Genomic DNA, 20,529 nt, shown 5'->3' on the forward strand with positions numbered 1-20,529 from the left:
GCCTGGCGTGCTGTTTGGCCAGCAGCTGCCAGCTATCGACAGCCTTTGGCCACTCTCGGGCCCCTTCCCACAGCTGAGCCAGCAGTTGCTGGTTTTCGGCGCCTTGCTTCATCTGTCCTTTCGCCATGGCCGCCTCCAGCAGCCGGGCACCACGATAAGGCAATCCTTGCCAGGCATAGAGACGGATCAACTGGTTGCGGGCTGCGGCATCATCCATCAGTTTTTTATCGATAGCTGTCTGCAACAAGGCCAGCGCCTGATCGCCGCGCTTAGCGGAGAGGTTGAGCGACACCGCCTGTTGCCACCACTTGCTCTCTTGTGGTTCATGGCGGATCAGCTCTGCGGCCTGATCGGCAGCAACCCCGTAACGCTGCAGCGCGGTGAGAGCTGAGAGACGAATGATGGCTGCCTGCTTCTGCCAACTCTTTCTAAGCAGTTGTTCGCTCTGGCTGGCCGCCTCGCCGTATTGCTTGTTGTGGTAGTAGAGGCCGGCAAGACGCAGGCGAAGAGCATCGTCGGCCTTGATGGCCAGCGCCGCCTTGTAGCTGGCGATGGCACCGGACCAGTTGGATTGCTGGGCCTGGATATCACCGCGCAGTCGCAGCAGCTCGAGCTGTTGCTGCTCTGGCCACTCTTTATAGGCCAGAGCTTGTTCTACATAGCGACTCGCCTGCGCGGTCTGCTGCAGGTTTGCTGCGAGCGATGCCTGCAGCTGGGCCAGCCAGGCACGTTCTATATCTGTGCCAGGTTTGAGTCCGGCCGCCTTGCCCTGGGCCTGTTGCCACTGGCCGGATTGATAGAGCTTCATCACGGGTTCAAGCTGGCGAGAGAAGTGTGGGCTCACCTCCATCGCCAGACAGGCTTGGCTGACCAGGGCCAGCAGACAGATCCAGATCCGCAACATGGTTATGACTCCAGTTTGAATTTGAGCGTGATGACTTGCACCAGCTTGTCGCTGGCGCCGGGCCTTGGCTGATAGCGCCACTTGTTGATCGCCTGAATGGCCGCCCGTTCGAACTGCCGCTTTGGCTTGGCCTCGACCACTTCCACATCCTGCACCCGTCCCTCGGCATCGACGCTGAAGCGCAAGGTGACGGAGCCTTCTATCCCCGCCTGCTGGGCACGGTAGGGATAAACAGGTTCTACTCGTTGCAACGGCATCAGCATGTCACCGGCACCGATCCCGGCGCCCTGTTGCTGGCCATGGAAGTTGCCGCTCGCGACCGGAGTGGGGCTGGTCGCGACGCCAGGGGCTGAGACCTGTACCGCACTGAGGCTGGAGACCAGATCCAGGCTGGGTTGCACCGCAGGCAGGGGGGCTGCGGCAGGAAGAGGCAAGGGGGTGGATGCCAGGACAGCAGGGGGCTCCGGCAAGGGTTCTGGTTCCTGGGGAACGGGACGCTCGCGCACCTGCACCTCGGTCACCTCATTTTGCATGTTGATGACGATGGGCTTTTGTTCGCGCGCCATCTTCTCCCCCTTGGGGGGCTCCACCAGAGTGGCCATAAACAGCAGGATCGCCAGACTGAGGGCGACCCCCAGTCCCAGGCTCATCAGCTTGTATTTCATTTCGGCGCCACCGCCACGGCGATGTTGACGATGCCCGCCGCTTTGGCCTCATCCATCACCCGCACCACCTTGCCATGAGGCACCCGTTCGTCGGCCTGGATCACCAGGCTGGCATCGGGCTGCTCCGCCAATAGGCGGGCGATGCTGACCTGCACCCGCTCCACGTCGATCTGCTTGCGGTCGAGGAAAATCTGCCCCTGGGCGCCGATCGCCAACATGATGCTGGAGGATTTCTGTGCCTTGGCCTGGTTGGCCTGGGGTCTGTGCACCTCCAGCCCGGCTTCGCGCACGAAGGAGGTGGTGACAATAAAGAAGATCAGCATGATGAACACGATATCCAGCATGGGGGTCATGTCGATCTGCACTTCATCACGCTGGCGTTTGGATTGCCGTCTCATTGTATTTTCTCTTCTCGCAGGCCGTCCCGGGTCTTGGCCAGCGCACGCTTGGCCTGGCTCTCGAGCCGACTGAGTAACAACACGCCGGAGAGGGCCACCACCATGCCGGCCATGGTGGGAATGGTGGCGCGTGAGATCCCGCCCGCCATGCTCTCCGGGTTAAAGCGGTTGGCCGCAGCCAACGCATCGAATACGCCTATCATGCCGGTCACTGTGCCGAGCAGACCCAGCATGGGGCAGAGCACAACCAGGGTGCGGATGAAGATCAGATGTCGGTTGAGTGCAAGCTCAGCCTGGGCCAGCCAGCGGCCGCGAATGGCCCTGGCATACCAGCTATGGCGCTCGCTGCGCGCCTGCCAGCGAGTGAACAGCTGGTGCTGCAGTGGGCCAAAACCCAGACTGAGGTAGAGCAGCCGCTCGATCATCAGAATCCACATCAGCACCAGCAGGGCCAGAATGACCCAGAGCACGGGGCCACCTCGCCCCATGAAACTCTGCAGCTGCTGCCAGATGTCGAACATCATGCCGCTCGCTCCATCCCTTGCAGATTGCTCTCGGCACGTTCTGCCAGAATGCCGGCCACCTGTTGCTCCAGCACATTGGATAGTTCGCTGAAACGGGATTGCAGCAAACTGTGGGCCAGGATCAGCGGAATGGCCGCCACCAGCCCCTGTACCGTGGTGACCAGGGCCATGGAGATGCCACCGGCCATGATCTTGGGATCACCGGTACCAAACTGGGTGATGGCCTGGAAGGTACCGATCATCCCGGTCACGGTACCGAGCAGACCCAACATGGGGGCGATGGCCGCGATCACCTTGACCATGCCGATACCGCGCTCAAGACGGGGTGTCTCCTGCAGGATCGCCTCATCGAGACGCAGCTCCAGCGTTTCCATGCTCAGTTCGGGATGCTGATCCGCCACCGTCAGTACCCGGCCAAGGGCATTGTCGGCATGGTATTCACCCTGCTTGAGCTGGCGACGCACCAGGGTCAGCTCGCGGGTCAGTGTCCACAGCCGTACCGCAGCGATGCCAAGGCCGATGAGGGCCAGCAGCACGATAATGCCGCCAACCTGTCCCCCCTGCAGAACCTTCTGCCAGAAGGTTGGAGTCTGGGCCAGCATTTCGAGCAAGGTGCCGTGGGAAGGATCCAGCGGCAGCGCTTCTCCCTCCTGACCCTGATAAGACGCCAGCTCGGAGTGTACGTTGCCAGGCAGACCCAGCACCGGGCTCAGCCCCTCTGCGGTCGGTTGCAGGAAGCCCGTATCGCCAAACAGGGCAAAGCTGCCTAGCCGGCTCAGCGATTGCGCGCTGGCATTTCCCTGAGCGTCGAGCACCTTGCCGTTGAACTGGGCTACCCGACCCGATTCACGGATCTCCTGTAGCAAGGTCGCTGGCAACAAGGCGAGGGCGGCGCGATCCGGCACATCCTTGTCTTGTGCCATGGCTTTCAGAGGAGCAAGGCGATCCGGATATTGTCCCTGCACTGCCGATTCGGAGAGCAGCTTGACCGCCTCACCAGCTCCCTGGCGGACAACCGCGAAGATCTCGTTCATGTCACCGGAGGCTTGCTCCCACTGGCCGTTGAGTTCGACCAGCTGTTTTTCATTGCTGTCAAACAGGCTGGCCAGCTGCTTGCTGAGGTTCTGGGCTTCCTCCAGCCTGGCACGGGCGCGATTCAATTCGCCGGAAACTGCCGCCAGATCCTGTTGTGCCTGCTGCTCGCGCGCCTGTTCCTGCTGTTGCCACTCATCATTGGCAATGGCGGCATTGGTCCCGAGGGAGAGGGCTATAACAAGGGGAAACCACTTCATGGCGACTCTCATGATTGGGCCTCCTGACTACGGCTGACAGACAGGGGGACATTCAACAATTGCGGTACCTTCTTGTCGGCCGCGATATCCAGGGCATCGGCAATGGGGGAAAGCCACTGGCCATCGAGGGCTTGCCACTGTTTGTTCTCGACAGACCAGCGCCAGGCCTGGCTGCGATCCGCAGTCATGGCCAGCAGGGCCACGCGGCCTACCGCCAGTACATCGACCCGGCGCGAGGCACCGTCCAGGGCGATTTCGGTGGAGTAGCTGTCCATCCGGCTGCCATATTCGGCTTCGATCTGGTAGGCCTGCAGCAGCTGGCGAAACTTCTCGGCCTCGCTCACATCGGCTCTGGCCATGGTGGCTTTCAACTGTTCGACTCGCGCCACACGCTCTTCCTTGCGCAGCGGAATATCCTCTTGCACCAGTTGTTCCAGCTCGGCCTGCATCTGCAGCATCAGGGGGATCAGGCCCTGACGGGTCTCTTGTACCGCATCCAGCTGGCGGGTGAGCTTGTCCAGCTCATTTTGCTGATCGGCCACCAAAGACTGCATGTAGCGGTTGTAGGCTTCCAGATCCCGCAGTTGCAGCTGGGCATTTTGCAGCTCCAGTCGGGCGGCGACGGCCGCATCGGCGGCTTTTTCCACCCGCTGCTGGGAGGCTTTTCCGGCTGCGATGCTGTTTTTCAGGGAGGGCGCAACCAGATCATCGGCACTGGCGGCGAAGTGAACTGTTAATGGCAACAGGGCCAAACCCCAATACTTGTGCATGATATAATTCTTAACAATGATAACTATTCTCATTGTCTCAGAGAGTGGGGGCAGTATCAATCAGAGGATTTCCTTGGCCTTCGACGGCAAAAAACAGGATAATTTTTAAACACGCACGGAATAATGGCATTGGATGCCATCTCAAAAATTATAAATAACTAGAAAAATCTTTTCGGTCAGACGGATAGCTGGTCGAGAGAGGAGAAAGTCATGCTCAACGATGCGATCTGGGAACACATAGACCAGTTCACCAAGGCCACCAAAACCAGCGACATCCAGCAACTGCTGGAGCGTTTTAGTCATCAGATGGGCTTTGATTACTTCCGGCTGCTGATTATTTTCCCCATCAGCATGCAAAAATCCCACGTGGCACTTTTCAACAACTGCCCGACCAGCTGGTTCGATGCCTACAGCGAGAATCAGTATCTGACCCAGGATCCGGTCGTCTATCTGGGATTGAAGCAGACCCAGCCGATCTTCTGGAACAAGCTAGATTGCGACTCTCCCTGGTTACCCAGTGCCAGCCGGGATGTGATGAACCTGGCGGCGGACTTCGGGGTGCGCAACGGCGTCTCCTTCCCGCTGCACACCCCGCAGGGGGAACATGGCATCCTCTCATTCATCACCAAGGACAAATCCAATTCCGACCTGATGTTTGAAAACGTTCCCCTGCTCTCTTTCTGTGCCAGTTACATCTTCAATTCGGCACTGCAATTGATCAAAAGCCGGCCGGACCTGATGAGATACCTGACCGAGCTCTCCGATCGGGAGAAGGAGTGCCTGTTCTGGGCCAGCGAGGGCAAGACCTCCTGGGAGATCGCCACCATCCTTGGTATCAGCGAGCGGACCGTGAACTTCCACCTCACCCAGGTCACCAACAAGACCGACTCGAAGAACCGCAGTCAGGCCATCGCCAAGGGGATCACCAGCGGCATCATAGTGCCCTCACTGGATGAGGTGACCATCACCAACCTGCGGCTGTCATGACACCTGCCTGACAACACAGCCAATAAAAAAGAGCCGCTATGCGGCTCTTTTTTCATTCGTGGCAATGGCTTATTCCACGGTCACGGATTTGGCCAGGTTACGCGGCTGATCCACGTCGGTGCCCTTGATCAGGGCCACGTAGTAGGAGAGCAGCTGCAGCGGCACGGTATAGACGATGGGCGCGATCACCTCTTCCATATGGTTGAGGTTCATCACCCGCATGGTCTCGTCGCTCTTGAAGCCGGTCTCGGCGTCCGCGAAGACATAGAGGATACCGCCGCGGGCGCGCACCTCTTCCACGTTGGACTTGAGCTTCTCCAACAGGTCGTTGTTCGGCGCCACCACGATGATGGGCATCTCGGCATCGATCAGGGCCAACGGGCCGTGCTTGAGCTCACCGGCAGCATAGGCCTCGGCGTGGATGTAGGAGATCTCCTTGAGCTTGAGCGCCCCTTCCATGGCGATGGGGTACTGATCGCCACGGCCCAGGAACAGGCTGTGGTGCTTGTCGGCGAACTCCTCGGCCAGGGTCTCGATCTGCTTGGCGAGCGACAGGCTCTCCTTGATGCGCTGGGGCAGCGCCTGCAGGGACTTGACCAGGGCGGCCTCGGCGGCGGCGTCCAGGTTGCCGCGGCAGCGGCCGATGGCGGCCACCAGCATCAGCAGGCCGGCCAGCTGGGTGGTGAAGGCCTTGGTGGAGGCCACGCCGATCTCGGCGCCGGCACGGGTCATGAAGGCCAGATCCGACTCGCGCACCAGGGAGGACCCCGGCACGTTGCAGATGGCCAGCGAGCTCATGTAGCCGGAGGCCTTGGCTAGACGCAGGGCAGCCAGGGTGTCGGCGGTCTCACCGCTCTGGGAGAGGGTGATGAGCAGGCTGTTGGGACGCACCACCGACTTGCGATAGCGAAACTCGGAGGCGATCTCCACGTCACAGGAGACACCGGCGATGGACTCGAACCAGTAGCGGGCCACCATGCCGGAGTGGTAGGAGGTGCCGCAGGCGACGATCTGGATGTGATCGACCTTGTCGAAGATGGCGCGCGCGCCGTTGCCGAAGGACTCGACCACCACGTGATCGATGCCCAGGCGCCCGTCCAGGGTCTGGTTGATGGCGGCCGGTTGCTCGTGGATCTCCTTGAGCATGTAGTGACGGTACTCGCCCTTGTCACCGGCATCGTGGGAGATGTCGGACTCTTTCTCCTCGCGTACTACCGGCTTGCCGTCGATATCGAACACCTGCACGTCGCGGCGGGTCACCTCGGCAACATCACCCTCTTCCAGGAAGATGAAGCGGCGGGTCACCGGCAGCAGGGCCAGCTGGTCGGAGGCGATGAAGTTCTCGCCGATGCCGCGGCCGATCACCAGAGGGGAGCCGGAGCGGGCCACCACCAGACGGCTGTCGTCACGAGTATCCATCACCACGGTACCGTAGGCGCCACGCAGCTGCTTGACCGCCTTTTGCATGGCGGTGATCAGGTTCGGCGCCTCTTTCAGCTCGTGGTGCACCAGGTGGGCGATCACCTCGGTGTCGGTGTCGGAGGTGAAGACGTAGCCTAGCTCCTTCAGGCGATCGCGCAGGGGCTCGTGGTTCTCGATGATGCCGTTGTGCACCACCACAATATGCTCGGAGACGTGAGGGTGGGCATTGCGCTCGGAGGGCTCGCCGTGAGTGGCCCAGCGGGTGTGGGCGATACCGGTGCCGCCGTGCACGGACTGCTCTTCCAGGGCCTTGGCCAGCTCGGCCACCTTGCCGAGGCGGCGCACCCGCTGCAGGGGGTGCTGGGCGCTGAACACGGCCACCCCGGCCGAGTCGTAGCCGCGGTACTCGAGGCGGCGCAGCCCCTCGACCAGGATTTCAGCCACATCACGCTGGGCAACAGCCCCGACGATGCCACACATAGACTTCTCCTTGAGACGTAAAAACGAAAGTTCGTTTGGATAATTCAGACTTCAATATCAGCCTGCAACAGGGGCACAGATCAGTGTCACCCCTTTGGCTTGAATCAATTCACGGGCCTCGGCAGCCAGCCCGTCATCGGTCACCAGGGTCTGGATGCTTGACCAGGGCAACTCGAGATTGGGGATCTTGCGACCAATCTTCTCGGACTCGACCATGACGATCACCTCCCGCGATACCTCGGCCATCACTCGCGACAGCCCCACCAGCTCGTTGAAGGTGGTAGTGCCGCGTTCCGGGTCTATGCCATCGGCGCCGATAAACAGCTGGTCGAAGTCGTAGGATCGCAGCACCTGCTCCGCCACCTGACCCTGGAAGGACTCGGAATGAGGGTCCCAAGTGCCTCCAGTCATTAACAGGGTAGGCTCATTTTCCAGCTCGCGCAGGGCACCGGCCACGTTGAGAGAGTTGGTCATGACGATGAGGCCGCGCTTGTTGCCGAGCAGCGGGATCATGGCGCTGGTGGTGCTGCCGCTGTCGATGATGACGCGGTTGTGATCGCGGATCCGCTCCGCGGCGGCACGGGCGATTGACATCTTTCGGTTCGAAACTTGCTCCGGATTGGACTCCACCACCATCTCGCTCGGCAGAGGGACGGCGCCGCCATAGCGGCGCAGCAGCAGGCCGCCGGTTTCCAGCACCGCCAGATCCTTGCGAATGGTCACTTCAGAGGTGGAAAAGTGTTTGGCGAGGGCATCGACACTGACCTCACCCTGTTCGTTAACCAGTGTCACTATGGTGTGACGACGCTGCTGGGTATTACGTTTAGTCATCTTTAAGTTTCGATTCGAAAGAATGTCGAAATATTAGTGCCTTTTTGGCAAAAATCAAACAGCAAATAGGATCCAATTTGGTTAGGTGCCAGAATGGGGTGCCGACTTGCGACGAGGATGCCATGCAAAAACGACTCATCTGGCTGGTAGAAGATGAAGCCAGCATTGCCGATACCCTGATCTATGCCCTGCAAACCGACGGGTTCGAGGTGGAGTGGTTCATGCTGGGCCAGCAACTGCTGACCCGGCTGGCACAGGTACAACCCGATTTTCTGATCCTGGATGTGGGCCTGCCCGACATCAGCGGCTTCGAGTTGTGCAAGCAGGTTCGGGCCCGCAGCGATGTGCCCCTGATGTTTCTGACTGCCCGCAGCGAGGAGATAGACAGACTGATTGGGCTGGAGATCGGTGCCGACGACTATGTGGCCAAGCCCTTCTCGCCACGGGAGGTATGCGCCCGGGTGCGAGTCATTCTGCGCCGCAGCCAGCCGACGGCCCCCAAGCAGAGTGCAGCCCTGACTCTCGATGAAGAGCGGGCCCGCATTCACTTTCATGGCCAGCCTCTGGTACTTACCCGCTACGAATACCTGCTGCTCAAGACGCTCATGCAGTCACCAGGGCGAGTCTATTCGCGCCAGCAGCTGATGGATCTGGTGTGGCAAGATGCGGAGGAGAGCCTGGATCGCACCGTCGATACCCACATCAAGACCATCCGCGCCAAGCTGCGAGATCAGGACCCGGATGCCAACCTGATCCTGACCCATCGCGGACTGGGCTACAGCCTGGAGCTGGCATGAGAACAAGAGTGCAACGGCGGCAAGACAGGGAGCGGATATGAGACTGGGGCTGCAACTGCTGTGCGGACTGCTGCTGATCTTCGCACTGGCCGCCTGGTTCGTGATGGAGATCTTCGTCGAGGAGATCAAACCTGGCGTACGCAGCGCCACCGAAGATACCTTGGTGGACATGACCCAACTGCTGGCGCCACTGGCGCTCGACGATTTGCAGGAGGGCAATATGATGAACGGGCGACTGGCCAGTGCCTTTGCCCGACTTAACCAGACGCCCATCAATGCCCTGATCGACGGTCACCTCAAGCAACAGGCCGAGTACCGCATCTATGTGACCGATGCACACGGCGTAGTGATTTACGACTCCGACGGAACGGATCTGGGCAAAGACTACTCCCGCTGGAACGACGTCTACCTGACCCTGCGCGGCGAATATGGCGCCCGCAGCACCCGCACCGATCCCGATGATCCCGCCAGCTCGACCATGCATGTGGCGGCCCCCCTGCGGGATGGGGATAACATTATCGGCTCCCTCACCGTCGCCAAACCCAACCGCACCCTGATGCCAGCCATCAAACGGGGGGAGCAGGAATTGTTGCGCGCCGGGGGTCAGATGCTGCTTGTCTCCCTGCTGATCGGCAGCCTGCTGGTGTGGTGGCTCAACCGCTCCATCGGCAAACTGGTGCACTACGCCGATTCGGTCAGCAAGGGGGAGGTGGCGCCCTTGCCACGGCTGCATACGGTCGAACTGGATCGCCTCGGTCATTCCCTGGAAACCATGCGCCATCAGCTCGATGGCAAACGCTATATCGAACGTTACGTACATGCCCTGACCCATGAGCTGAAGAGCCCGCTGGCCGCCATTCGCGGGGCTGGGGAGATCCTGGCCGAAACACCGCCCCCCGAGGTGGCCAGCCGCTTCATCGGCAACATCAACCAGGAGACGGCCCGTATGCAGCAGCTGATTGAACGCATGCTGCAACTGGCCAGACTGGAGTCGGGGCAGGGGCTGGATCGCCAGCCGGTGGAGCCGGCAAGCCTCGGCAAACGCGCCCTCGACGCCCGCCAGATCATCGCCCACCGCCGCCAGGTCAGGCTGGTGGGCGAACTGGCCAGCGTTCCCAGACAGAAGTGGGATCCCCTGCTGGTGGAGCAGGCGATTGGTAACCTCTTGGACAATGCCATCGACTTTTCCCCCGCCGAGGGGGTGGTGACCCTGAGCGGTACCCGCCTGGATGGCGGCTATTGCTTTCGGGTTTGCGACCAGGGGCCGGGCATTCCTGACTATGCCCTGCCCAGGATCTTCGAGCGTTTCTACTCCCTGCCTCGTCCCGACAGGGGCAAGAGCAGCGGCCTTGGCCTCAGCTTCGCCCATGAGGTGGCCCACCAGCATGGTGGCCGCCTGACACTGGTCAATCGTCAGCAGGGAGGCGCCAGCGCCGAGCTCTGGTTGCCACTCGCCTGACCGAGCTCCCGCCGCTTTGTATTTCGCATGCAAAGCGGCGCCCGATACCGGTTTTTTTTGTCTTCCTTCACAGTAGCTTCACACAGCCCCATCTCCCCTTCACCCGTGCACGGCACACTCGCCCCATTCAACAAGGAGAGGTGTCATGGTCAAACAGATATTCAGCCACAAGATCGTCCTGCTGCTGTTGCTCAGCCTGCTGCTGATGGTACCGGTGCACTCCATCATGGAGCTGAACTGGGAGCGCCAGGCCTACCGCAGTCAGGCTATTCACAGCATCATGGCCAGCAGCAGCGGCCCGCAACGCCTGCTCGGCCCCGTCCTGGTGCAGCCTTATACCCGCACCGTCACGGTGGAGCAGGATGGTAAGCGTTTCGAACGCACCGAACAGCTTTACCGTTATCGGCTGCCCGAACAGCTGAACGTGCAGGCTGGCATGGCGGTCACCCCGCGCAAGCTCGGCATCTATCAGGCTCAGGTTTATCAGACCCGGCTCTCCCTCTCCGGACGTCTGCCAACCGGGAAGGACGACAAACCACAGGATCTCGATGACACGGATCCCACCCTGGTGGCTGGCAACCCTTATCTGAGCCTGGTGCTATCCGATGCCCGCGGCATCAGCAGTGTGCCTGCGCTGCAACTGGGCAAACAGCGGATCCCGTTTGCCCCTGGCGCCAGGCTCGGGGACAAGCTGGCCGGCATCCATGCACCGCTGCCAGCCTTGGCTGATGACGAGGGTATCTTTCATATCGAGCTGGATCTGCAGGGGATGAATGCGCTGGAGGTGGTGCCCCTCGGCCAGGACAGCAAGCTGAATCTGAACGGCAACTGGCCCCATCCCAACTTCATCGGCGACTTTCTACCGGCCAGTCGCACCCTCACCGAAAAGGGGTTCGACGCCAGTTGGCAGAGCAGCTGGTTTGCCACCGATATGGAGAGCCGCTTCAACCGGATGATGAAGGGAGAAGGAGATCCGCTGCCCGCCTTCAGCGTCAGCTTGGTACAACCGGTGGATCACTATCAGCTGAACGAACGGGCCGCCAAGTATGCCCTGCTGTTTATCGGCCTCACCTTCCTCAGCTTCTTCATGTTCGAGCTGCTCAAGGGATTGCGGGTACACCCGATCCAGTACGCCCTGGTGGGCATGGGCTTGGTCATCTTCTATCTGGTACTGCTGGCGCTGACCGAACATCTGGGTTTTGCCCTGGCCTATCTGATCGCTGGCCTCGCCAGCGTGGCCCTCAACGGCTTCTACCTCAGCCATGTGCTGGGTGGGCCCAGACAGGGGATCGGCTTCGCGGCCCTGCTGGGGCTGGTCTACGCCATCCTGTTCGGGCTGCTGCAGGCCGAAGAAATAGCCCTGCTGCTCGGTGCCCTGCTGTTGTTCGCCATCCTGGCGCTGATCATGGTACTGACCCGCAAGCTGGACTGGTATCAGGTGATGGACTATGACTCCCCCACCACCACATGGGCAGCCCCCCTCCCATCGACGAGTGACACCAGCCATCAGCCATAAGCCAAAAAAACCGGCGCCATCAGGCGCCGGTTGCATTTTATTGATCGGGCATCACTTTTTCTTGACCGGGCGAGCCCAGTTCTTGATGTGACGCTGGGGTACCCGGGTGATCACCAGCTCGTTCTCCGCCACATCCTTGGTGATTGTAGAACCGGCCCCCAGGGTGGCCCCCTTGCCGATGCGCACCGGCGCCACCAGCTGGGTGTCGGAGCCGACGAAGACGTCGTCCTCGATAATGGTCTGGAACTTGTTCACCCCGTCGTAGTTGCAGGTGATGGTACCGGCACCGATATTCACCTTGGCACCGATCTCGGCATCCCCCAGGTAGGTCAAATGACCACACTTGGAACCAACACCCAGCCGCGCCTTCTTCATCTCGACGAAGTTGCCGACGTGGGCGTCCTGCTCCAGCACCGCGCCCGGGCGCAGGCGGGCAAACGGACCGACCGAGCATTGATCAGCCACCTGGGCGCCCTCGATGACGGAGTAAGGCTTCACCTCGGTGTGATCGCCGATCACGCAATCCTTCAGCACGGCTCCCGCACCGATGCGCACATGGTTGCCCAGGGTCACCTTGCCTTCGATGATGACGTTGACGTCGATCACCACCTCTTCACCGATTTCCAGTTCGCCGCGCAGATCGAAACGGGCGGGGTCGATCAGGGTGGCGCCGGCAATCATCAGCTTCTCGGCCTGCATCTGCTGATAGCTGCGCTCGAGTGCCGCCAGCTGAACCCGGTTGTTGGCCCCTTCCACCTCCGCAGCACGCTCCGGATGAACGGCAGCGATGGGGCAACCATCGGCATGGGCCATGGCGATGACATCGGTCAGGTAGAACTCACCCTGGGCATTTTTGTTGTCCAGACGGGACAGCCAGCCGCGCAGCTGGGCGCCGCTCGCCACCAGCACGCCGGTGTTTACTTCACGAATAGCAAGCTGCTCGGCATTGGCATCTTTCTGCTCGACGATACCGACCACCTGGCCGTTGTCGCGCACGATGCGTCCGTAACCGGTGGGGTTGTCCAGCACCACTGTCAGCAGCGCCATGCCGCCCTCCACCTTGGCGGCCAGCAGCCGTTGCAGGGTCTCGGGCTGGATCAGCGGGGTGTCGCCGTACAGCACCAGTACGTCATCTTCGTCGTTCCAGAACGGGATGGCCTGTGCCACCGCATGGCCAGTCCCCAACTGCTGCGTCTGCAGCACCCAGTTCACATCGGCGGCCTGGATCCGCTCCTTCAGCAGCTCGGCACCGTGGCCATAGACCAGATGCAGCTGCTCGGCGCCGACCTGACGGGCGGTATCGATGACGTGGGAAACCATGGGTTTGTTGGCCACCGGGTGCAACACCTTGGGCAGGGAAGAACGCATGCGGGTACCTTTACCCGCCGCCAGGATAACGACGTTGAGAGACATGGCTTCAACCTTGAACTTGTGTGGAAATACCCGGCGGAGTCTATCCAACGGGCAAAAAAAAAGCGACCCGAAGGTCGCTTTTTGCATCACCGTTATCAGCGGTAATTCTTTTTGACGATATCGATGACCCGCAGTTGGGCCATCGCCTTGGCCAGCTCGGTAGCGGCCTGGGCGTAGTCGATATCACCATGGGAGCTGTGGATCCGCTCCTCGGCCGCGCGTTTGGCTTCCTGGGCTTTCGCCTCGTCCAAATCGTCGGCGCGAATCGCGGTGTCCGCCAGCACGGTCACGGATTCAGGTTGTACTTCCAGCATGCCGCCGGAGATGTACAGCACCTCTTCAGTTCCGTTCTGCTTCACCAAGCGGACCAGGCCCGGCTTGATGGCAGTCAGCAACGGAGCATGACCGTGGCGGAGACCCAACTCACCTTCGGAGCCTGTTACCTGAGCGGATTGCACGCGACCGGAAAACAGTTTTCCTTCGGCGCTCACCACGTCCAGGTGAAAGGAGATCATCTCTGCCATGGGCCCTCCAGTCGAGGCTTACAGTTTCTTGGATTTCTCGACGACTTCGTCGATACCGCCAACCATGTAGAACGCCTGCTCGGGCAGATCGTCATACTCGCCTTTCAGGATGCCCTGGAAACCACGGATGGTCTCTTTCAGCGGCACGTATTTGCCCGGAGAACCGGTAAACACTTCTGCCACGAAGAACGGCTGGGACAGGAAACGCTCGATCTTACGGGCACGGGCTACGGTCAGTTTGTCTTCTTCTGACAGTTCATCCATACCCAGGATGGCGATGATGTCCTTCAGCTCCTTGTAGCGCTGCAGTACGGTCTGAACGCCACGAGCGGTCTCGTAGTGCTCCTTGCCAACCACCAGCGGATCCAGCTGACGGGAGGTAGAGTCCAGCGGGTCAACGGCCGGGTAGATACCCAGAGCCGCGATCTGACGGGACAGTACGACGGTCGCATCCAGGTGGGCGAAGGTGGTCGCCGGAGACGGGTCAGTCAAGTCATCCGCAGGAACGTAAACGGCCTGTACTGAGGTGATGGAACCGGTCTTGGTAGAGGTGATGCGCTCTTGCAGAACACCCATCTCCTCGGCCAGGGTCGGCTGGTAACCTACTGCGGAGGGCATACGGCCCAGCAGTGCGGATACTTCGGTACCGGCCAGGGTGTAACGGTAGATGTTGTCCACGAAGAACAGCACGTCACGACCTTCGTCACGGAACTTCTCGGCCATGGTCAGGCCGGTCAGCGCCACGCGCAGACGGTTTCCGGGCGGCTCGTTCATCTGACCGTAAACCAGAGATACTTTGTCCAGTACGTTGGACTCCATCATCTCGTGGTAGAAGTCGTTACCCTCACGGGTACGCTCACCCACACCGGCGAACACGGAGTAACCGCTGTGCTCGATCGCGATGTTACGGATCAGTTCCATCATGTTTACGGTTTTGCCTACACCGGCACCACCGAACAGACCGACCTTACCACCCTTGGCGAACGGACATACCAGGTCGATAACCTTGATGCCGGTCTCCAGCAGCTCGGTGCTGTTGGACTGATCTTCGTAGCTGGGGGCCTCACGGTGGATGGACCAGCTCTCTTCTTCACCGATCGGGCCTTTCTCGTCGATTGGCTCGCCCAGTACGTTCATGATCCGACCCAGGGTCGCAGTACCGACCGGAACCTGAATGGATTTACCGCTATTCATTACTTCCAACCCACGACGCAGACCGTCGGAGGAACCCATGGTGATGCAACGAACGACGCCGCCACCGATCTGCTGCTGAACTTCCAGCACCAGACCCTGGCCTTGACCTTCGCTGACGACCTTCAGAGCATCGTACACCTGGGGCACGGCATTCTGCGGGAACTCGATGTCCACCACAGCGCCGATGATTTGGACGATGAAACCGTTACTCATGTCAAATCCTCTAAACCTTTGATAACCCTTGCCTTACACCGCAGCAGCACCGGAAACGATCTCTGTGAGCTCCTGGGTAATACTGGCCTGACGGGCCTTGTTGTATACCAGTTGCAGATCGTTAATCAGGTTGCCGGCGTTGTCAGTCGCGGCTTGCATGGCAACCATTCGGGCTGCCTGTTCACTGGCCAAGTTTTCCACTACGCCCTGGTACACCTGGGATTCGACATAACGAACCAGCAGGGTATCCAGCAGCTTCTTGGGATCCGGCTCATAGAGGTAATCCCAGTGGTGTTTCTTGACCAGCTTGCTGTCTTCAGTTACGGGCAAAGGCAGCAGTTGATCGACCCGTGGTTGCTGCACCATGGTGTTGATGAACTTGTTGTACACCAGATACAGCCTGTCAATCTCACCGTTGTCGTAAGCCTTCAGCATGACCTTGACTGAACCAATCAGGTCATTGACGCTCGGGTTATCGCCCAGTCCTGCGACGTGAGCTTTCACCTTGGCGCCGTGCCGTTCAAAGAAGTTGGAGGCTTTGTTGCCGATCAGGGCCAGGTCAACCTTGGCTCCTTTCGCGCTCCATTGCTTCATATCATTGAGGGCAGCCTTGAACAGGTTGATGTTCAGACCACCACACAGGCCACGGTCGGTGGAGACGACGATGTAACCCACTCGCTTGACCTCACGTTCGATGAGGTAGGGGTGCTTGTATTCCAGGTTCCCCTGAGCGATATGGCCGATCACCTTGCGCATGGTTTCAGCGTACGGACGGCTGGCAGACATGCGATCCTGCGCACGGCGCATCTTGCTCGCTGCCACCATTTCCATAGCGCTGGTGATCTTCTGAGTGTTTTTCACACTCCCGATCTTGTTACGTATCTCTTTTGCGCCGGCCATCTCTTCTCTCCATCAGGTGGCAGCTTGCGCTGCCACACACGCTTACCAGGTCTGGGTTGCCTTGAAGTTATCCAGCAACGCAGTCAGCTTGCCAACGATCGCGTCGTTGTAGTCGGCCTTGGCATTGATTTCAGCCATCAGCTCGGCATGCTGGGTATTGGCGTAAGAGAGCAGAGCGGCTTCGAAGTCGAGGATCTTGTTCAGTTCGACATCGGAGAGATAGCCTTTTTCCGCAGCGAACAGCACCAGAGACTGGTGAGCCACGCTCATCGGAGAGTACTGCTTCTGCTTCATCAGCTCGGTCACTTTCTGACCGTGGTCCAGCTGCTTGCGAGTCGCGTCATCCAGGTCGGAAGAGAACTGGGCGAATGCGGCCAGTTCGCGGTACTGGGCCAGCGCGGTACGGATACCACCGGACAGCTTCTTGACGATCTTGGTCTGGGCAGCACCACCCACACGGGACACGGAGATACCCGGGTCAACCGCAGGACGAATACCGGCGTTGAAAGACTGGGAAGTCAGGAAGATCTGGCCATCGGTGATGGAGATCACGTTGGTCGGTACGAACGCAGAAACGTCGCCGGCCTGGGTTTCGATGATCGGCAGGGCGGTCAGAGAACCGGTCTGGCCTTTCACTTCACCCTTGGTGAACTTCTCAACGTACTCTTCGTTGACGCGAGCAGCACGCTCGAGCAGACGGGAGTGCAGATAGAAAACGTCACCCGGGAATGCTTCACGTCCTGGCGGACGGCGCAGCAGCAGGGAGATCTGACGATATGCAACGGCCTGCTTGGACAGGTCATCGTAAATGATCAGGGCATCTTCACCGCGGTCACGGAAGTATTCACCCATGGAGCAACCGGAGTACGGAGCCAGGTATTGCAGGGCAGCCGCTTCGGACGCAGAAGCCACCACCACGATGGTGTTGGCCAGGGCGCCGTGCTCTTCCAGCTTGCGCACCACGTTGGCGATGGTGGAGGCCTTCTGGCCGATCGCAACGTAGACACACTTAATGCCGGAGTCTTTCTGGTTGATGATGGTGTCGATCGCGATGGCAGTTTTACCTACCTGGCGGTCACCGATGATCAGCTCACGCTGGCCACGACCGATAGGGATCATGGCGTCGATCGCTTTCAGACCGGTCTGGACAGGCTGGTCAACAGACTTACGCTCGATAACGCCCGGGGCGATCACTTCTACCGGAGAGAAGCCATCGTGCTCGACCGGACCTTTACCGTCGATAGGCTGACCCAGGGTGTTGACCACCCGGCCCAACAGACCACGACCAACCGGCACTTCCAGGATGCGGCCAGTACCTTGTACTTTCATCCCTTCGGCCAGATCGGCGTAGGGACCCATTACTACGGCACCAACGGAGTCACGCTCCAGGTTCAATGCCAGAGCGAAGCGGTTACCCGGCAGCTCGATCATCTCACCCTGCATGGCATCGGCCAGGCCGTGGATACGAATGATACCGTCGCTCACGGAGACGATAGTACCTTCGTTACGCGCTTCGCTCTTTACATCAAACTGCGCAATGCGCTGCTTGATCAGCTCGGCGATTTCAGTGGAATTCAGTTGCATGCTCTAATACCCCAATCAAGATTGCAGCGCGTCAGCCATGCGATCCAGCTTGCCGCGGACAGTGCCGTCGATAACCAGATCACCGGCCTTGATGAGCACTCCGGCCATCAAGGACGCATCAATGCTGCAATTCAGCTTCACTTTGCGCGCGAGACGTTGTTCCAGAGAAGCCTGAATATTGGCTTTCTGCTGGTCGGTCAGTTCGATCGCCGAAATCACGTCAGCCTGAACTTCTTTATCCAGTTCAGCCTTGAGCACCACAAATTCGGCAACGACCGCCGGCAGCACACCCAAGCGACCATTCTCAGCCATCACCCGGATCAGGTTCTGGCCATGCTCGTCGAGTTGCTCACCGCAGATGCTGACAAACAGTTTTGCCAGTTCTTCGGCAGCCACAGAGCCGTTTACCAGGGAGTGGATGGTCTCGTTCTTCACGACTTCCGCCGCGAAGCTGAGCATCCCCAGCCACTGATCAACCGCCTTGTGCTCAACGGCAAACTCGAAAGCAGCCTTGGCGTAGGGGCGAGCGATTGTAGTCAGTTCAGACATAGCCCCGTTCCCGTTACAGTTCTGCTACCAGTTTGTCGACGATGTCGCTGTTGGCAGCCTGGTCGATTTGGCGCGCCAGGATCTTCTCTGCACCAGCGATGGCAAGAGTTGCAACCTGCTTGCGCAGTTCTTCTTTGGCACGATGACGTTCAGCTTCAATCTCGGCACGGCCTTGAGCCAGGATTTTTTCCCGCTCGGCCTGGGCCCCGACAGTTGCTTCATCAATGATCTGGGCCTTGCGTTTGTTGGCCTGTTCAATGATTTCAGCAGCCTGGAGCTTGGCTTCTTTCAGCTGATCGACGGCGTTGGCCTTGGCCAAATCCAGATCTTTCTTGGCTCGTTCGGCAGAAGAGAGACCGTCAGCAATGGCTTTCTGACGGGCTTCGATGGCAGCCATCAGCGGCGGCCATACGTACTTCATGCAAAACACTACGAAGAAGAAAAAAGCAATTGCTTGGCCGAGGAGGGTGGCGTTGATATTCACAGCCGATGTCCTCTTTAGTTAGTTAATGGGTTATGCCTGGAGATGTCGTATCGACTTAGCCAGCAACCGCAAACATCACGTACAGACCCAGACCAACGGCGATCATCGGAATCGCATCCACCAGACCCATTACGATGAAGAACTGGGTACGCAGAACAGGGATCAGATCAGGTTGACGAGCAGCACCTTCCAGGAACTTACCACCCAGAATACCGATACCGATGGATGCACCGATAGCAGCCAGACCCATCATCATTGCAGCAGCGATGTACAGCAGGTCCATGTTCAAGTTTTCCATGAGGATCTCCATTTATTAAGATGTAATTGATTGTATAAAAAGGATTATTTGAGTTGCATCAACCATGATCTTCCTGCGCCATCGACAGATACACGATGGTCAGAACCATGAAAATAAACGCCTGCAAAGTGATGATCAGGATGTGGAAGATTGCCCAAGGCACGGACAGAATCCACTGTGACCACCAGGGTAACAAACCCGCAATCAGGATAAAGATCAGTTCGCCAGCATACATGTTGCCGAACAGTCGAAGACCCAGAGAAACAGGTTTGGAAATCAGCGTAACAGTTTCCAGGATGAGGTTAACTGGGATGGCCGCCGGGTGGTTGAAAGGCTGAAGCGTCAGCTCCTTCACAAACCCGCCGATTCCCTTGACCTTGATGCTGTAATACAGAATCAAGAAGAACACGCCCAAAGCCATGGACATGGTGATGTTAACGTCAGCAGAGGGAACCACACGCAGATAGGGAATACCCATCAATTGTGCAGCGTGGGGGATAAAGTCAACGGGGATCAGATCCATCAGGTTCATCAGGAAGATCCACACAAACACCGTCAGGGCCAAAGGTGCGATGACCTTGTTTCGACCATGAAAGATGTCCTTGACGTTACCACTCACAAACTCGACCAGCATCTCCACAAAGCACTGCAGCTTACCCGGTACCCCGCTGGTAGCCTTGACGGCGACACGGCGGAACAACCAGATAAACAGGGCGCCCAACAGAACAGAAAATACCATTGAGTCGATATTGACTGTCCAGAACCCAGACCCGACTTGCAGGTGGGTCAAGTGGTGGGAGATATATCCCTGAGGAGTCAGGACTTCTCCGGTTGCAGACATGAGTTTTCCTAATAGTGGTTGTTAAGTGTGAATGAGACCATCCACTGTACAACGAGGGCGAGGATATAAGTGGTGAAGAACGAAGCGGCATGCACTTCAACACCTGCACCAAACAGCAGGCCAAAGAGTCCTGTTGTAGTTATGAGCTTAATCCCTGCCCCACCATAAAAGTCCCGCAAGACCAAGCCTACACTCTCGGCATCCACCTTGCGGCGCAATACCCAGACCGTAAACAGGGCTTGAGGAACCCAGTACATCCCCCCTCCATAGAGGGAGGAGTAACCAGCGCTGGCGCCAGTCAGGTAATACCAGACGGCACTCATCGCCAGGATCAGGACCAGCTGACAAACGAGCATAACCAAGGCCAGTGTCAAACCTTCCAAGGCTATTTTCTGCTTCACCAACGTACCCCTGAACATTACAGAACTGTAAAAAATCGGGATCCGAAGACCCCATGTTAACAGCTCTTAAAGCCGGTCAAATT

General features: G+C 59.0%; 22 protein-coding genes (1 of these 22 only partly in view). 4 read left to right on the forward strand and 18 right to left on the reverse strand.

Going from position 1 to position 20,529, the window contains the following annotated elements:
* The 6 genes in view from LA321_RS06400 to LA321_RS06425 are tightly spaced (at most 2 nt apart) and all read right to left on the reverse strand, a layout consistent with a single transcriptional unit that may run on beyond the window.
* Positions 1-904, reverse strand: partial view of a hypothetical protein gene (locus LA321_RS06400; protein ID WP_042073516.1) — the 5' portion only. The gene continues 275 nt to the left of window position 1, outside the view; only the first 904 of its 1,179 coding nucleotides appear in the window; the start codon lies at positions 902-904; its stop codon lies beyond the left edge, outside the window.
* A 2-nt stretch (positions 905-906) separates the two neighbouring features.
* Positions 907-1,569, reverse strand: a complete 663-nt coding sequence (locus LA321_RS06405) for an energy transducer TonB (RefSeq protein ID WP_042073515.1) — start codon at positions 1,567-1,569, stop codon at positions 907-909.
* Positions 1,566-1,967 carry an ExbD/TolR family protein gene (locus LA321_RS06410; RefSeq protein WP_042073514.1) on the reverse strand — a complete coding sequence of 134 codons (402 nt, stop codon included), beginning with the start codon at positions 1,965-1,967 and terminating at the stop codon, positions 1,566-1,568. Before LA321_RS06410 ends, LA321_RS06405 begins: the two co-directional genes overlap by 4 nt.
* Positions 1,964-2,491, reverse strand: a complete 528-nt coding sequence (locus LA321_RS06415; RefSeq protein ID WP_042073511.1) for a MotA/TolQ/ExbB proton channel family protein — start codon at positions 2,489-2,491, stop codon at positions 1,964-1,966. The genes LA321_RS06410 and LA321_RS06415 overlap by 4 nt, the downstream gene beginning before the upstream one ends.
* Complete coding sequence (locus tag LA321_RS06420; RefSeq protein WP_042073510.1) at positions 2,488-3,795, reverse strand: MotA/TolQ/ExbB proton channel family protein; 1,308 nt, start codon at positions 3,793-3,795, stop codon at positions 2,488-2,490. Before LA321_RS06420 ends, LA321_RS06415 begins: the two co-directional genes overlap by 4 nt.
* On the reverse strand, positions 3,792-4,553 hold the full coding sequence (locus LA321_RS06425) for a DUF3450 domain-containing protein (protein WP_042073508.1): 762 nt from the start codon (positions 4,551-4,553) through the stop codon (positions 3,792-3,794). The genes LA321_RS06420 and LA321_RS06425 overlap by 4 nt, the downstream gene beginning before the upstream one ends.
* Positions 4,554-4,763: 210 nt before the next feature.
* On the opposite strand from LA321_RS06425, the gene LA321_RS06430 reads away from it, so the two are divergent.
* Positions 4,764-5,540: a helix-turn-helix transcriptional regulator gene (locus LA321_RS06430; protein ID WP_026456834.1), complete on the forward strand. Its 777-nt coding sequence runs from the start codon at positions 4,764-4,766 to the stop codon at positions 5,538-5,540.
* A 69-nt stretch (positions 5,541-5,609) separates the two neighbouring features.
* On the opposite strand, the gene glmS is transcribed toward LA321_RS06430, so the two are convergent.
* Together glmS and LA321_RS06440 are read right to left on the reverse strand one after the other, a co-directional pair.
* Positions 5,610-7,442, reverse strand: coding sequence for a glutamine--fructose-6-phosphate transaminase (isomerizing) (gene glmS, locus LA321_RS06435; protein WP_042073507.1), 1,833 nt, complete (start codon positions 7,440-7,442; stop codon positions 5,610-5,612).
* A gap of 57 nt (positions 7,443-7,499) precedes the next feature.
* The gene (locus tag LA321_RS06440; protein WP_042073506.1) at positions 7,500-8,273 is read right to left on the reverse strand and encodes a DeoR/GlpR family DNA-binding transcription regulator; all 774 of its coding nucleotides are present in this window, start codon (positions 8,271-8,273) and stop codon (positions 7,500-7,502) included.
* Positions 8,274-8,395: 122 nt separating this feature from the next.
* Between LA321_RS06440 and blrA the strand changes: the two genes are divergently transcribed.
* From blrA to creD, 3 genes are all read left to right on the forward strand, one after another.
* A complete protein-coding gene (gene blrA / locus LA321_RS06445; protein ID WP_042073505.1) occupies positions 8,396-9,070 on the forward strand; it encodes a beta-lactam response regulator transcription factor BlrA in 675 nt (224 codons plus the stop codon).
* Between the two features lie 37 nt (positions 9,071-9,107).
* Entirely contained in the window at positions 9,108-10,529 is a 1,422-nt protein-coding gene (gene blrB, locus LA321_RS06450) for a beta-lactam sensor histidine kinase BlrB (protein ID WP_042073504.1), read from the forward strand.
* Positions 10,530-10,674: 145 nt separating this feature from the next.
* Positions 10,675-12,045 (forward strand): cell envelope integrity protein CreD, encoded by a 1,371-nt coding sequence (gene creD / locus LA321_RS06455; RefSeq protein WP_042073502.1) that lies wholly within the window; start codon positions 10,675-10,677, stop codon positions 12,043-12,045.
* 51 nt (positions 12,046-12,096) lie between these two features.
* On the opposite strand, the gene glmU is transcribed toward creD, so the two are convergent.
* The 10 genes from glmU to LA321_RS06505 form a co-directional block, all read right to left on the reverse strand.
* Positions 12,097-13,458, reverse strand: a complete 1,362-nt coding sequence (gene glmU / locus LA321_RS06460) for a bifunctional UDP-N-acetylglucosamine diphosphorylase/glucosamine-1-phosphate N-acetyltransferase GlmU (protein WP_042073501.1) — start codon at positions 13,456-13,458, stop codon at positions 12,097-12,099.
* A gap of 95 nt (positions 13,459-13,553) precedes the next feature.
* Entirely contained in the window at positions 13,554-13,982 is a 429-nt protein-coding gene (locus LA321_RS06465) for a F0F1 ATP synthase subunit epsilon (protein WP_026455855.1), read from the reverse strand.
* Between the two features lie 18 nt (positions 13,983-14,000).
* Positions 14,001-15,389, reverse strand: coding sequence for a F0F1 ATP synthase subunit beta (gene atpD / locus LA321_RS06470; RefSeq protein ID WP_026455856.1), 1,389 nt, complete (start codon positions 15,387-15,389; stop codon positions 14,001-14,003).
* Between the two features lie 33 nt (positions 15,390-15,422).
* Positions 15,423-16,289 carry a F0F1 ATP synthase subunit gamma gene (gene atpG / locus LA321_RS06475; protein WP_026455857.1) on the reverse strand — a complete coding sequence of 289 codons (867 nt, stop codon included), beginning with the start codon at positions 16,287-16,289 and terminating at the stop codon, positions 15,423-15,425.
* A 42-nt stretch (positions 16,290-16,331) separates the two neighbouring features.
* Positions 16,332-17,873, reverse strand: a complete 1,542-nt coding sequence (gene atpA, locus LA321_RS06480) for a F0F1 ATP synthase subunit alpha (RefSeq protein WP_026455858.1) — start codon at positions 17,871-17,873, stop codon at positions 16,332-16,334.
* A 15-nt stretch (positions 17,874-17,888) separates the two neighbouring features.
* Positions 17,889-18,422, reverse strand: coding sequence for a F0F1 ATP synthase subunit delta (gene atpH / locus LA321_RS06485; protein WP_026455859.1), 534 nt, complete (start codon positions 18,420-18,422; stop codon positions 17,889-17,891).
* A 13-nt stretch (positions 18,423-18,435) separates the two neighbouring features.
* Positions 18,436-18,906: a F0F1 ATP synthase subunit B gene (gene atpF / locus LA321_RS06490; protein ID WP_026455860.1), complete on the reverse strand. Its 471-nt coding sequence runs from the start codon at positions 18,904-18,906 to the stop codon at positions 18,436-18,438.
* A 55-nt stretch (positions 18,907-18,961) separates the two neighbouring features.
* A complete protein-coding gene (gene atpE, locus LA321_RS06495) occupies positions 18,962-19,204 on the reverse strand; it encodes a F0F1 ATP synthase subunit C (protein WP_005307205.1) in 243 nt (80 codons plus the stop codon).
* Between the two features lie 58 nt (positions 19,205-19,262).
* A complete protein-coding gene (gene atpB / locus LA321_RS06500; RefSeq protein WP_042025369.1) occupies positions 19,263-20,045 on the reverse strand; it encodes a F0F1 ATP synthase subunit A in 783 nt (260 codons plus the stop codon).
* 8 nt (positions 20,046-20,053) lie between these two features.
* On the reverse strand, positions 20,054-20,464 hold the full coding sequence (locus LA321_RS06505) for an ATP synthase subunit I (protein ID WP_042025370.1): 411 nt from the start codon (positions 20,462-20,464) through the stop codon (positions 20,054-20,056).
* Positions 20,465-20,529: the final 65 nt, after the last annotated feature.

Origin of the sequence: Aeromonas enteropelogenes, from assembly GCF_020097295.1 — a bacterium.
In the GTDB taxonomy this organism is placed as follows: domain Bacteria; phylum Pseudomonadota; class Gammaproteobacteria; order Enterobacterales; family Aeromonadaceae; genus Aeromonas; species Aeromonas enteropelogenes.